The organism is Curtobacterium sp. VKM Ac-2865, from assembly GCF_015350905.1.
GTDB lineage: Bacteria > Actinomycetota > Actinomycetes > Actinomycetales > Microbacteriaceae > Curtobacterium.
This window is the reverse complement of record NZ_JADKRZ010000002.1, coordinates 648,929-660,587: the sequence shown is the minus strand read 5'-3', so window position 1 is coordinate 660,587 and position 11,659 is coordinate 648,929. Positions and strand designations below refer to the sequence as shown.

15 protein-coding genes are annotated in these 11,659 nt (G+C 73.6%); 11 read left to right on the top strand and 4 right to left on the bottom strand.

Annotated features, from left to right (window positions below):
- Positions 1-3 precede the first annotated feature (3 nt).
- The 3 genes from ITJ54_RS08355 to ITJ54_RS08345 all read left to right on the top strand — a co-directional run bounded on the left by ITJ54_RS08355 (position 4) and on the right by ITJ54_RS08345 (position 2,045).
- Positions 4-1,161, top strand: coding sequence for a cysteine desulfurase family protein (locus ITJ54_RS08355; protein ID WP_194627194.1), 1,158 nt, complete (start codon positions 4-6; stop codon positions 1,159-1,161).
- A gap of 89 nt (positions 1,162-1,250) precedes the next feature.
- Positions 1,251-1,502, top strand: coding sequence for a hypothetical protein (locus tag ITJ54_RS08350; RefSeq protein WP_194627192.1), 252 nt, complete (start codon positions 1,251-1,253; stop codon positions 1,500-1,502).
- 252 nt (positions 1,503-1,754) lie between these two features.
- Entirely contained in the window at positions 1,755-2,045 is a 291-nt protein-coding gene (locus ITJ54_RS08345) for a hypothetical protein (RefSeq protein ID WP_194627190.1), read from the top strand.
- Here the strand turns inward: ITJ54_RS08345 and ITJ54_RS08340 are convergent.
- Positions 2,005-2,499 (bottom strand): MSMEG_6728 family protein, encoded by a 495-nt coding sequence (locus tag ITJ54_RS08340; protein ID WP_194627188.1) that lies wholly within the window; start codon positions 2,497-2,499, stop codon positions 2,005-2,007. The genes ITJ54_RS08345 and ITJ54_RS08340 overlap by 41 nt on opposite strands.
- Positions 2,500-2,584: 85 nt before the next feature.
- Between ITJ54_RS08340 and ITJ54_RS08335 the strand changes: the two genes are divergently transcribed.
- Positions 2,585-3,181, top strand: coding sequence for an NAD(P)H-dependent oxidoreductase (locus ITJ54_RS08335; protein WP_194627186.1), 597 nt, complete (start codon positions 2,585-2,587; stop codon positions 3,179-3,181).
- A gap of 291 nt (positions 3,182-3,472) precedes the next feature.
- Here the strand turns inward: ITJ54_RS08335 and aroQ are convergent, their stop codons facing one another.
- Complete coding sequence (gene aroQ / locus ITJ54_RS08330; RefSeq protein ID WP_194627184.1) at positions 3,473-3,916, bottom strand: type II 3-dehydroquinate dehydratase; 444 nt, start codon at positions 3,914-3,916, stop codon at positions 3,473-3,475.
- A gap of 63 nt (positions 3,917-3,979) precedes the next feature.
- Between aroQ and ITJ54_RS08325 the strand changes: the two genes are divergently transcribed.
- Both ITJ54_RS08325 and ITJ54_RS08320 read left to right on the top strand, forming a co-directional pair.
- Positions 3,980-4,573 carry a DNA-3-methyladenine glycosylase I gene (locus ITJ54_RS08325; RefSeq protein WP_194627182.1) on the top strand — a complete coding sequence of 198 codons (594 nt, stop codon included), beginning with the start codon at positions 3,980-3,982 and terminating at the stop codon, positions 4,571-4,573.
- A gap of 77 nt (positions 4,574-4,650) precedes the next feature.
- Positions 4,651-5,337 (top strand): DJ-1/PfpI family protein, encoded by a 687-nt coding sequence (locus ITJ54_RS08320; protein WP_194627180.1) that lies wholly within the window; start codon positions 4,651-4,653, stop codon positions 5,335-5,337.
- A gap of 11 nt (positions 5,338-5,348) precedes the next feature.
- Here the strand turns inward: ITJ54_RS08320 and ITJ54_RS08315 are convergent, their stop codons facing one another.
- The gene (locus ITJ54_RS08315) at positions 5,349-6,140 is read right to left on the bottom strand and encodes a LysR family transcriptional regulator substrate-binding protein (RefSeq protein WP_194627179.1); all 792 of its coding nucleotides are present in this window, start codon (positions 6,138-6,140) and stop codon (positions 5,349-5,351) included.
- A 33-nt stretch (positions 6,141-6,173) separates the two neighbouring features.
- Here ITJ54_RS08315 and ITJ54_RS08310 point away from each other — a divergent pair, with 33 nt between their 5' ends.
- The 3 genes from ITJ54_RS08310 to ITJ54_RS18280 are packed head-to-tail and all read left to right on the top strand — an operon-like array spanning position 6,174 to position 7,705.
- Positions 6,174-6,563, top strand: coding sequence for a DUF5997 family protein (locus ITJ54_RS08310; protein WP_071269968.1), 390 nt, complete (start codon positions 6,174-6,176; stop codon positions 6,561-6,563).
- A gap of 49 nt (positions 6,564-6,612) precedes the next feature.
- Positions 6,613-7,119, top strand: a complete 507-nt coding sequence (locus tag ITJ54_RS08305) for a hypothetical protein (RefSeq protein ID WP_194627178.1) — start codon at positions 6,613-6,615, stop codon at positions 7,117-7,119.
- A 58-nt stretch (positions 7,120-7,177) separates the two neighbouring features.
- Positions 7,178-7,705, top strand: a complete 528-nt coding sequence (locus ITJ54_RS18280; protein ID WP_194627177.1) for an Lrp/AsnC family transcriptional regulator — start codon at positions 7,178-7,180, stop codon at positions 7,703-7,705.
- 21 nt (positions 7,706-7,726) lie between these two features.
- Here ITJ54_RS18280 and ITJ54_RS08295 read toward each other — a convergent pair whose 3' ends face one another.
- Positions 7,727-8,158 carry a GNAT family N-acetyltransferase gene (locus ITJ54_RS08295; RefSeq protein WP_194627176.1) on the bottom strand — a complete coding sequence of 144 codons (432 nt, stop codon included), beginning with the start codon at positions 8,156-8,158 and terminating at the stop codon, positions 7,727-7,729.
- Positions 8,159-8,263: 105 nt separating this feature from the next.
- Between ITJ54_RS08295 and ITJ54_RS08290 the strand changes: the two genes are divergently transcribed.
- Positions 8,264-9,649, top strand: coding sequence for a hypothetical protein (locus ITJ54_RS08290; protein WP_194627175.1), 1,386 nt, complete (start codon positions 8,264-8,266; stop codon positions 9,647-9,649).
- 86 nt (positions 9,650-9,735) lie between these two features.
- Complete coding sequence (locus tag ITJ54_RS08285) at positions 9,736-11,595, top strand: cell wall anchor protein (protein WP_194627174.1); 1,860 nt, start codon at positions 9,736-9,738, stop codon at positions 11,593-11,595.
- The last annotated feature ends 64 nt before the right edge of the window (positions 11,596-11,659 follow it).

Sequence of the window (11,659 nt, the reverse complement as noted above, 5' to 3'; positions counted from 1 at the left end):
CGCGTGTTCTACCTGGACCGGGCGGCCACGACGCCCGTCCGCCGCGAGGTCCTCGAGGCGATGTGGCCCTGGCTCACCGGCGGCTTCGGCAACCCGTCCTCGACCCACGGCATCGGCGACCAGGCCGCTCGGGGTCTCGCCGACGCCCGGGCCCAGGTCGCCGCGGTGCTGGAGTGCCGCCCCGCCGAGGTCGTGTTCACCGCCGGGGGGACCGAGGGGGCGAACACCGCGGTGAAGGGCCTGGCGCTCGCCGCACCCCGGGGACGGCACGTCGTCACGAGCGCGATCGAGCACGAGGCGGTGCTCGCCAGCTGCGACTACCTCGCGCGGTTCCACGACTTCACCGTCACGGTGCTGCCCGTCGACCGGGACGGCCTGGTCGAGCCTGCGGTGCTGGCCGCGGCGCTCCGGCCCGACACCACGCTCGTGTCGATCGCGCACGCCGACAACGAGATCGGCACCGTGCAGGACGTCCCCGCGCTCGCCGCGGTCGCGCACGCGGTCGGTGCCCGGTTCCACACCGACGCCGTGCAGTCCGCGCCGTGGCTGCCGGTCGGGCTCGACCGGCTCGGCGTGGACGCGTTGACGTTCTCCGGCCACAAGCTCGGTGCGCCGAAGGGCACCGGCGTGCTCGCGCTCCGGGCCGGCGTGCCGATGGAGCCGCTCGTGCACGGCGGGGGACAGGAACGGGGCCGACGCTCCGGCACCGAGGACGTCGCCGGCGCGGTCGCGGTGGCCACGGCGCTGACGCTGTCGGACGCCGCGCGGGACACCGCGGCGCGGACGGCGAGCGCGACGCGGGACGCGGTGATCACGGGTGTGACGGCGCGGGTGCCAGGCGCGGTGCTGACCGGGTCACCGTCCGCGCGGCTGCCGGGGCACGTGTCCTTCTGCTTCGGCGGGACGGCGGAGCTGCCCGGGGTCAACGGCGAGACGGTGCTGCTGGAGCTCGAACAGCGGGACGTCGTGTCGTCCTCGGGGAGCGCGTGCGCTGCCGGCAGCACCGAGGCGTCGCACGTGCTCACCGCGCTCGGCCTGCCCGAGGACGTCGCTCGGAGTGCCGTCCGCCTGACGTTCGACGCCGGGCTGACCCTGGCGGACGTGCCCCTCGTCGTCGACGCGGTGGCCTCGGCGGTCGAGACCGTCCGGGCGATGGGATGACGACACTGAGGGTGTACTAGACGTTCTACTCCATCTCTGGGGTCCTGTCCCCCCTTCTGCGGACAAGCGATCTGCGACAGAGTGTTCACATGGCAAACGCGATGATGACCCGGACACCCCGGGAGGACCGCTTCCGAGCGGTGCAGCTCCTCCCGGCACCGGCGACCGTCCTCGCGCTCGCCGTGGCAGCCGGACACGACGTCGGCACCGCCCCACTCGGTCTGATCGCCGCCGTGGGTGCGCTCGCCACGATCGGGAGCGCCCTGCTCCCGATGCTCTGCCGGTCCATGCCCGTTCCGACCGAGTCGGAGCGGTACCGAGAGGACACCGAACACCTCTGAGGACCCGCGCCCTCGGTTCCGACACCCCCATGGGACCCGATGGGCGCGACCAGACCGGACGCGACCCTGAAACCGCGTCCGGAGCGGGCGAGACGAACCCCTGTCGCCGCCGTCCGCTGCACCCGAGGCCCGTCGTGGGCTGCGGGACGTCAATCCCCTGAACGACGTCCACATCGCACCCACGACGGGCCCGGGTGCACTTCCGCGCGTGCCCCCGACGGACCGCACGGTGCTCGCCGCTAGCGTGACCGGGTGCCCTCCTACCGCGTGACCCTCGCCGTCGGTGCCCTCGCCCCCGGGGTCGCCCCCGACGCCGTCCTGCCCGAGGCCGCCCGACTCGTCGCCGAGCGGACCGTGGTCGAGGCCCAGGACGTCCGCCTGCTGCGCGGTGTGCCGTGCGCCGTCGTCCGCTACGAGGCCGCCGAGGACAGCGACGCCGTCGCCATCGCCCACCACGCGGTGGACGGCCTGCGCGACACCGTCGAGATCCGGTCGGACCGGGTCACCCGGCGCGACGGGGCGCGGTGGACGCCGATCGCTTGAGCGCACTGGAGGACGGCACCGGCCAGACGTACTCGAGGTCGTCCGGCGCGTCCGGGAACAGCGGTCGGTAGAACTCCGGCGCCTTCTGCACGAGCTTCGAGCGGTGCGACAGGTGCACTCGCTCGTCCTCGTTCCACGCCGGTCGCGGGTAGTCGCCGCGCTCGTAGGCGGCCAGGTCCTCGGGGACGCGGGCCAGGTCCTCGAGTGTCTTCGCCAGGCAGGTGTCGGCGTGCCCGCGTTCCAGCCACACCGAGCAGGTGGCGTCCTGGTAGGCCATCAGCGCCGGCCGGTACCCGCGCCACATCGCCGTGACCGGGTGGTGCTGCCAGCCGTAGTCGGGCAGCGTCAGCGCACGCATCACCTGCAGGGTCTCGACGCGTTGCTTGCCGAGCCGCTTGTCGTCGAGGACCTCGGCAGAGGCACGGAAGTCGGCGAAGGGCAGGAACGTCTGCATGCCGCGAACGGTACGCGGCGCGGCTGGGGCGACACATGCCGTCACACGCGAGCAGCCGCTCGGCGCCCGTGTGAGCATCGAACCCATGAGCGGAGCACACGTCGTCGGCGTCAGCGGCAGCCCGTCCGACCCGTCCCGGACCTCGACGCTGGTCGCGGCCACGGTCGCGCGGCTCGGCGAGGAACTCGACGGGGCCGAGACCCTGACGGTGGAGATCGGGCCGCTGCTGGCCGACCTCGGCGCAGCGTCCGACCGGGCCTCGATGGCACCGGCGACGATCGCCGCGCTCGAGGCCGTCGAGTCCGCCGACGTCCTCGTCGTCGGCAGCCCCGCGTTCCGCGCGGCCTACTCCGGCGCGTTCAAGCTCTTCTTCGACTGGGTCGGGCAGTACGACCTCGTGGACACCCCGGTGCTCCTGACCGCGACGGGCGGCAGTGATCGGCACGCGCTGCTCGTCGAGCACCAGATGCGTCCGCTGTTCGGCTTCTTCCAGTCCACGACGCTGCCCCTCGGGGTGTTCGGCAACGAGCGCGACTTCACCAAGCGCGAGGGCGGCTACGACATCACGAGCCTCGACCTCGAGCTCCGCATCGACCAGGCCGTGCGGCGCGCGCTCCCGATCATCCGCGGCGGCTTCGCGACGGCCGCCACCGCCGACCTGCGTCGTCCCGCCGACTTCTGAGGCGCGCGCTCGCGCCTGCCTTCCCTCCCACCCCCGCTGAGATCGCACTCGGTGTCGCCTCCGGTTCCGGGGACCCGACACGAACTGCGATCTCGACGCGGCTGGCGTCCGCCACCACCGGACGGGAGGCTCGTGCCGGCGCCGCCACGAGCCTCCCGTCCGCCCCGTCCCTCCTCGCCCCCCCGCGGTGAGATCGCACTCCGTGTCGCCTCCGGCTCCGGGGACCCGACACGAAGTGCGATCTCGACGCGGCTGGCGTCCGCTGGCGTCTCGACGACGGCGCCGTGCGCGTCAGCGCCGCAGGGACGCCAGGTGCGCCACGGCCAGACGGTAGCCGTCAGCGCCGGCCCCGGCGATGACCGCGGTCGCGGCCGTGGCCACGTGGTCGACGTGCCGGAAGGGCTCGCGCTTCCAGGTGTTCGAGATGTGGACCTCGACCACGGGGACGGACAGCGCCTCGGCGGCGTCGTGCAGCGCGACCGAGGTGTGCGCGTACGCCGCGGGGTTGATCACCACGCCGTCGAAGTCGTCGAGGGCCTCGTGCAGCCACTCGACGAGCTCGCCCTCGCGGTTGGTCTGGCGGAAGTCGACGCCGAGCCCATGGACCTCGGCCTCTGCGCGGACGATGCCCTCGATGTCCGCGAGCGTGACCGTGCCGTACTGCTCCGGGTCGCGGCGCCCGAGGATGTCGAGGTTCGGGCCGTTGAGGACGAGGATGCGCGACTGCTCGGTCATGCGGCGAGCCTACCGACGACCACGTGCGGTCCCGGCTGCCGATCGGTCGGGCAGGATGGTGCCGTGCGTGACCTCGTGATCGGCGACGACGACGGCCTGGCCCGGCCGGTGTGGGCGTCGACGGACCCCATGCTGCGGGACTACTACGACACCGAGTGGGGGATGCCCGTCCACGACGAGCGGGGCGTGTTCGAGCGGCTCTCGCTCGAGGCCTTCCAGTCCGGGCTGTCGTGGCGGACCATCCTCGCCAAGCGTCCGGCGTTCCGCGCGGCCTTCGCCGACTTCGACCCGGACGCCGTCGCGGGCTTCGGGGAGCACGACGTCGACCGGCTGATGGCCGACGCCGGCATCGTGCGGAACCGGGCGAAGATCCTGGCGACGATCACCAACGCGAACGCCACGGTCGCCCTGCGTGCCGACGGTGGGCTCGCCGACTTCGTCTGGTCCTTCCGGCCGTCGACGACCCCCGAGCCGCACACCTTCGCCGAGGTCCCGACGACGAGCGAGGAGTCCGTCGCCCTGTCGAAGGCCCTGCGGAAGCGCGGGTTCGCCTTCGTCGGGCCGACGACCATGCACGCGCTGATGGAGGCCCTCGGGATCGTCGACACGCACCTCGTCGGCAGTCACCGCCGCGGCAGCTCGGGCGTCTGGGCCTGACCGGATCGACGCCGGCGGACCGGACCGACAGCGGACGACCGGACCGACACGACACGACCGGGGCTAGGGTCGCGGGCATGACGACCGAGAGCACCGTCCGGATCGCGTTCCTGCTCGTCCCGGACCTGACGCAGCTCGACCTGACCGGTCCAGCGCAGGTGCTCAGTCGTGTGCCGGGCGCCCGCGTGGAGTACGTCGCGGCGACGCTCGACCCGGTGCCGAGCGACTGCGGGCTCGCGCTCGTGCCGACCGTGACGTTCGCCGACGCCGCACCGGCGGACGTCCTCGTGGTCCCCGGGGGCGACGGTGCCTTCGACGCCATGCTCGACCCCGACGTCGTCACGTTCGTCCGCCGTCAGGCCGAGCACGCCACGTGGGTCACCTCGGTGTGCACGGGGGCGTTCGTCCTCGGTGCCGCCGGGTTGCTCGCGGGCAAGCGGGCGACGACGCACTGGGCCTCGAAGCCGATGCTCGCCGCGTTCGGGGCGACGCCGGTGGACGAGCGGTACGTCGTCGACGGCGCCGTCCTGACCGCGGCCGGGGTGAGCGCGGGCATCGACATGGCGCTCTGGCTCGCGGCCGACCTCGCCGGGCAGGACGCCGCCGAGCGCATCCAGCTGCAGATCGAGTACGACCCTCACCCGCCGTTCGACGGGGGGTCGGCCGAGCGTGCCGACGCCCGGGTCGTCACCGCGGCGCGGACGGTTGCCGAGTCAGCGCGCGGCGACCGCGTGGCGCGCGCTGCTGCGGCAGTGCTGTCCTGACGACCAGGTCGTCAGCGGTTGCCCTTGGAACCCCGACTGGGCTTGCCGCGCATCTTGCCGCGGCCGGGGGTGGGCCCCTTGCCGGTGTTCGACTTCTTGCCGGCGCCGGACTTGCCGCCGCCGGGCGACTTCGCCTTGGCCTTGCCGCCGGGTGCTTCCTTGGAACGAGAGCCGTTCCCGGATCCGGACGCACCACGCGCCGGACGCGAGGGTTCGTCGGCGGGCCGCTCCGAGCCTCCTGGCTGGTCCGGCTGGCTCCGCGAGCTGTTGGCGGTCCGCCCACGCACCACGCCGATGAACTCCTCCGTCAGCTCGGAGGAGTCCTCGTCGCGCCAGACCAGCGCGACCCGGGTGCCCTCGGCGTCGGCGAGCGGGCGGGCGACGAGGTCCTTGCGGCTGGCCTTTCGGAACAGTGACTGCGGGAGGACGACCACGCCGACGTTCGCCTCGACGAGGTCGAGCGCGGCGTCGACGTCCGCGGGGACGGGCCCGGCGTCGATCATCTGGACGGTCTCCAGGTGCGCCGCCGTGACCTCGGTGGCCTTCGCGAGGTCCGAGTCCTTCGGGGTCGCCACGACGGCGGTCTCGGTCCAGAGGGGGATGGCGCGGAGGTCCTCGGGGACGGGCATCCTGGCGAAGACCATGTCGACGACGTCGTCCTCGTCGCAGAGCACCGCGACGAGGTCGCCCTGCCCGACGGGGCGGAGCCGGAGCTCGACGGAGGGGAAGCGGTCGCGCCAGACCCTGGCCCACTTGGCGGGTGAGACGCCCGGCACGAACGCGATGGTGAGTGCCACGGTCATGCAACCGAGCATAGGGGCCGTACCCTTGACCCCATGGCGCAGGAACAGACGATGAAGCCCGAGACGGCTGCGAAGAAGCTCGGCATCCTGCTGTCGGCCGCTCCGGAGTCCTTCCGCGACGCGCCCGTCACGCGGACCGCCTTCGAGGAACTCCGGACCGAGCCGCCGACGTGGCTCGAGGAGCTCCGCCGCGACGGCCCGCACCCGCGACCCGTCGTCGCGCAGAAGCTCGGTGTCTCGATCTCCGGGCTGTCGCGCTCCGGCATCGAGGACGCGCTGACCACGGCCGAGATCAAGCAGCTGCTCGTGGAGAAGCCCGAGTGGCTCGTCCAGGAGCGTGCGACCCAGGCTGCCGTGCACGAGGAGAACGCCCGCGTGAAGCACGAGCGCGCCGCCAAGGCCGCCGCCCGCGCCGAGGCCTGACACCCGCTCCACCACGAACTGACCCGCCCGGACCGACCCAGGACCGCCCGTGCACGAGACCGTCGCCGACGCCATGCTCGTCGTGCCGCAGTTCGCGTCGGTGTGCTGCATCGTCGGGGACCGCTACCGCCCGCGCCCCGGGGTGATCGTGCCAGCGGGCGTGATGCTCGTCGCGATGCTCATGCCCGTCGTGCACGCCGGGTCCTCGTGGACGCTGCTCGCCGCGACGGTGCTGCTCCTGCTGGCGCCGCTGCCGGTCATGCGCCGACGCCGAGCCGACGGGCGTCGCGCTGAGCCGATGGACGTGCACCGGGCGCTGTCCTCGGTCGTGATGGCCGGGATGCTCCTGATGGGACACGCCTCCGGGCTCGCCGACCCGCACGCCGGACACGGCATCGCGCTGTCGGCCGTGCTCGGCGGCGGCGTGATCGGGTACTGCGCGTTCAGCGGCTGGTTGCTGCGGTACGAGTGGGGACGCGATGACCGTCGGTCCGTGCGCAGCGGCGAGGTCTTCGCGATGACGGTCGCCGTGATCGGCATGACGCTCGCGATGTAGGTTCCCCGCGCCCGTGCCGACCTCGGGGAACCGGCCGACCCCGCGCTACGGTGGTCGCGTGTCCGACCGCCCTGTCCGCCGCCCCGACCCGGTGCCGCGCCTCGACGAGGTCGACGAGCGCATCCTCTGGACCCTGGCCGCCGACGCCAGGATCCCGAACAACCGACTGGCCGCCGCGGTGGGCATCGCCCCGTCGACGTGTCTGACGCGGGTCCGGGCCCTCGAGGACGCCGGCGTGATCCGCGGCTACCGCGCTGACGTCGACGTCGCGCGCCTCGGGTTCTCGATCGAGGCCATGGTGTCGGTCCGGGTCCACGCGGCTGCGCGACACGAGCTCCGTGACTTCGCCAAACGCCTGCTGCGGGTGCCCGTCGTGCTCGACGTGTCGTTCCTGGCGGGCGACAAGGACTTCCTCGTGCACATCGCCTGCACGTCGACCGAGCAGCTGCGGGACTTCGTCGCCGACGAGCTCAGCGGGGACCCCTCGGTCGCGACGACGCAGACGAACATCGTGTTCGAACGGCTCGTCGCGGACCGGGAGCGGCAGGCACGGTCGTACGACGAACTCCGGCGCTGGCAGGCCTGAGCGACGTCCTGCGGCCCGGCGTCAGCGCGTGCGGGTCATCGGGACGTGCGGGATGGCGTCCTCGACGAAGTCCTCGCCCGAGCGCACGAAACCGAAGCGGCCGTACCAGTGCTCGAGGTGCGCCTGGGCGTTGAGCGTCACGACGGGGGACCGGGTCTCGGCGATCGCGGCCTGCATGAGCGCTGCCCCGAGGCCGGCGCCGCGGGCGTGTGCGGCGGTGGCGACGCGGCCGATGCGCTCGGTGCCGTCGTCCTCGCGCAGGAGTCGCAGCGTCGAGTCGACCGAGCCCTCGCCCGCCCAGAACTGGATCGTGCCGGGCTCGAGGTCGCGGCCGTCGATGTCCCCGTACGCGCACTCCTGCTCGACGACGAAGACGTCCTGCCGGAGCCGGAGGATCTCGTGCAACGTGACGACGTCGAGGTTGCGGGTGGGGGCGCTGAAGGTCGATGGCAACTTCGTTCCTGACTTTTTCTTGGGAATCTGGCGGCGCGGTTCCGACGGAGGCGTACCGTGCCGTTCAACCACTCTACGTGCGCAGCCAGATCAGGAGGTGAGCGCATGGACAACCCGTTGCGCGCACCCTGGCGCGCTGCGATCCGGTACGCCCTCGTGGGCACCGGAGTCAGCGCGGCCGCCGTGCTGCTCTCGTTGACCCTCGGCGCGCAGACCGCGTCCGCCGCCGAGGACGCTCCGAGCGCCCGGACGACCGCGTCGTCGTCCTCCGGACTGCTCGGCGGGGTCGTCGGCGGCGTGGCGAACACCGCCGACCAGGCCGTCAGTGCCGTGGTCACGCCGGTCCGCCAGGTCATCGCACCGGCACCGGCACCGGCTGCGCCTGCCCCCGCTGCGCCTGCCCCCGCGCCCGCTCCCACACACGTCGTGCCGGCCCCCGCAGCTCCGGCTCCGGCCGCACATGCACCGGCGCACGCGCCCTCGACTCCCGTCGTCGCACCCGCCCCGGCGCACCAGCAGCCCGCAGCAGCCGTGCCGACGACGACTGCCCCGACGACGACCGGCCCTACATCGGCCGCCTCCACTCGGCCCGCAGCGCAGCCCGCCGGTCCGACTCCGGCAGCGGTCCCGACCACCCCGACCGCGGCAACTGCCCTGACGGACGTCACCCGGGCCTCCCGTCCGGTCACCGGCACCGTCGCGTCCCTGCTCCGCCCCGTCACCGGGACCGTCCAGGGACTCACGGGCGCACGCCCGGTCTCCTCGCTCGTCGACACGCTGGACGGCGTCGTCGGAGCACTGCCGGTCGTCAGCGGCGTCGTCGGTGACGACACGCTCGGCACCGTCACCGCACCGGTCACCGGGGTCGTCGACGACGTCCTCGGTGGCGTCGGCACGGTCGTCGGCGGCGTCCCGGACGTCGTGGCGGACCCGCTCCCGCCGGTCCTGGGCACCCTGCCTGGAGGCTCCACCCCCCTCCCACAGCTCCCCGCGCCCCCGGTGGGTGGCGGCTCCGGAGCGGTGGGAGACCCGGGTGGGTCGGCGGGCGGTGCCGCGGATCCGCGGCCCACGATGCGGGCCGTGGCCACGTCGCCGACCACGGCGACGCGCGCCCCCGCATCGATCGCCCCCGCGTCGATCGGTCTCGTCGTCGAGAGCAGTGCGCCGACCCCAGGACCGACCGCATCGCAGCTCAGGACGGACGGCCCGCTGCTGGCGCCGACCGTGACCGTGCGCACGCCGGACTCGGCGACGCTCGGTGGCAAGGCGCTGTTCGTCCCGCAGGGGACTCCCGGAGAGGCGCCGCTCGGCGACTCCGGACTCGGACTCACCGGCGGCACCACGACCGGCAGCACTGCCGGTGCGGGTGTCGTCGGGACGGTCGGCGCCTCCGCCGACCAGGACCCCCTCGCCGCGGGGACTCGCGGCTCGATCGCCGACGACGTGGTCCCCACGTCGCTCCCCGGCGACCACGACGTCGCACCTGACTGAGGTCGGCGCACCTGCCCGTTGGCAGGACGCGCCATCCGATCGCACCCGCGATCGGCACACAAGACCTCGATGCAGGAGTGATGACCATGAACAAGCACGTCTCGAGAGGGCTGTGGTTCGCCCTCTTCCTCGGTGGACTGACGCTCGGGGGGACGGCCGCGGCGAACGCGGCGACGACCTCCGGTGCGGACGGCATCGTGTCAGGAACCCAGGTGGCGCCGTCGATCGACGCCCCCGTCTCCGTCGGGCAGAACGCGCTCGGCGTCCTCGGCGACGCGGTCTCGTCGGCCGTGGCAGCTCCGGCTGCTGCACCGTCGCCGGCTGCTGTCCCCGTGCCGGCTGCTGCCGCTCCCACCACCTCGGGGTCGGACGGCATCGCCTCCGGCACCCAGGTCGCGGGAGCCGTCAGCGTGCCCGTTGCGGTGACCGGCAACGCGGTGGCCGCGCTCGGTGACGCTGCGGCGTCGGCGGTCCCGGCTGCTCCCGCGGCCCCGGCACCTGCTGCGGCGCCTGCTGCGGCTCCGGCCACGTCCGGGTCGGACGGGATCGCCTCGGGCACGCAGGTCGTGCCCGCCGTACAGGTCCCCGTGACCATCGGTGGCAACGGCATCGGTGTCCTCGGGGAGGGCACGGCATCGGGCTCGACGCCCACGACGGGCTCGGGGACTGCCAGCTCCGGATCCGCTGGCTCCGGATCCGCCGGTTCCGGGGGGACGACCTCCGGCGCTGACGGGACGCTCTCCGGCACGCAGGTGTCGCCGGTCGTCTCGGTGCCGGTGACCATCGCGGGCAACGGGATCGGGCTGCTCGGTGACGGGACGGCGACGGGCTCGGGCTCGTCGCCCGCGTCGGCACAGCCGGCCGCTCCCAGCACGGGGACGGGCGCCGCGCCCGTCACCTCGGGTGACGACGGCATCGGGTCCGGGACGCAGGTCGTTCCGGGTGTCAGCCTGCCGGTGACTGTTGGTGGGAACGGCATCGGTGTCGTCGGTGACGGCACGAGCACGAACACGAACACCGGGTCGGCCACGCCGGTCGGCACGGGCGCCGGGAGCACGACGTCCGGCAACGGTGGCACGGGTTCGGGCACGCAGGTCGCGCCGGTGGTCAGCCTGCCGGTCACGGTCGGTGGGAACGGCATCGGCATCGTCGGTGACGGCACCAGCACGAACACGAACACGGGTACGGGCACCGGGTCGACCACGCCGGCCGGCACGGGTACCGGGGGCACGACCTCCGGCGACGATGGCATCGGCTCCGGTACGCAGGTCACGCCCGTGATCAGCCTGCCGGTGACGGTCGGTGGGAACGGCATCGGCATCGTCGGTGACGGCACCAGCACGAACACGAACACGGGCTCGACCACGCCGGTCGGCACGGGCACGGGGACCGGGGGCACGACTTCCGGCGACGGTGGCATCGGCTCCGGCACGCAGGTCGCGCCGGTGATCAGCCTCCCCGTCACGATCGGGGGCAACGGCATCGGCATCATCGGTGGCGGCACCAGCACCGGGACGACCCCGAGCGACGGCACCACGCCGGTCACCACACCTGGCGACGGCACCACGCCGGTCACCACTCCCGGCAACGGCACCACCACCCCGGGCGGGACGACCGTCCCCGTCACCACCCCTGGTGACGGCACCACCCCCGGTGACGTCACGACGGTCCCTGCCGGCACGACCACGACCGGCACCACGCCGACCGTGACCGCCGCTGCCGCAACCACCACCGCCCCGACCACCGCAGCCGCCCGCACCACCGCCACGACCGCCTCGGTCGGGACGGGGACGACGGCGACCGCATCCGAGGCGAGCACGGGCAACGGCACCACCCCGGCAGCGCTCGCGTACACGGGGGCGTCCTCGCCCCTCGTGCCTGCACTGCTCGCACTGCTGCTGATGCTCCTCGGCGCGGGGACGCTCGTCCTCCGTCGTCAGCACTAGCCGGATCAGGGCCGAGGGACACCGGTACGCCGGTGTCCCTCGGTGGCGTGCCTGGGAGCGCTCT

Excerpts from the sequence above, each read along its gene's own strand:
- ITJ54_RS08315 (WP_194627179.1), bottom strand. The coding sequence starts at position 6,140 with ATGACCGTGGCACTCACCATCGCGTTCGTGCCGGGCGTCTCACCCGCC.
- ITJ54_RS08290 (WP_194627175.1), top strand. The coding sequence starts at position 8,264 with ATGGACAACCCGTTGCGCGCACCCTGGCGCGCTGCGATCCGGTACGCC.
- ITJ54_RS08285 (WP_194627174.1), top strand. The coding sequence starts at position 9,736 with ATGAACAAGCACGTCTCGAGAGGGCTGTGGTTCGCCCTCTTCCTCGGT.
- ITJ54_RS08310 (WP_071269968.1), top strand. The coding sequence starts at position 6,174 with ATGGCGCAGGAACAGACGATGAAGCCCGAGACGGCTGCGAAGAAGCTC.
- ITJ54_RS08350 (WP_194627192.1), top strand. The coding sequence starts at position 1,251 with ATGGCAAACGCGATGATGACCCGGACACCCCGGGAGGACCGCTTCCGA.
- ITJ54_RS08320 (WP_194627180.1), top strand. The coding sequence starts at position 4,651 with ATGACGACCGAGAGCACCGTCCGGATCGCGTTCCTGCTCGTCCCGGAC.
- ITJ54_RS08340 (WP_194627188.1), bottom strand. The coding sequence starts at position 2,499 with ATGCAGACGTTCCTGCCCTTCGCCGACTTCCGTGCCTCTGCCGAGGTC.
- ITJ54_RS08335 (WP_194627186.1), top strand. The coding sequence starts at position 2,585 with ATGAGCGGAGCACACGTCGTCGGCGTCAGCGGCAGCCCGTCCGACCCG.
- aroQ (WP_194627184.1), bottom strand. The coding sequence starts at position 3,916 with ATGACCGAGCAGTCGCGCATCCTCGTCCTCAACGGCCCGAACCTCGAC.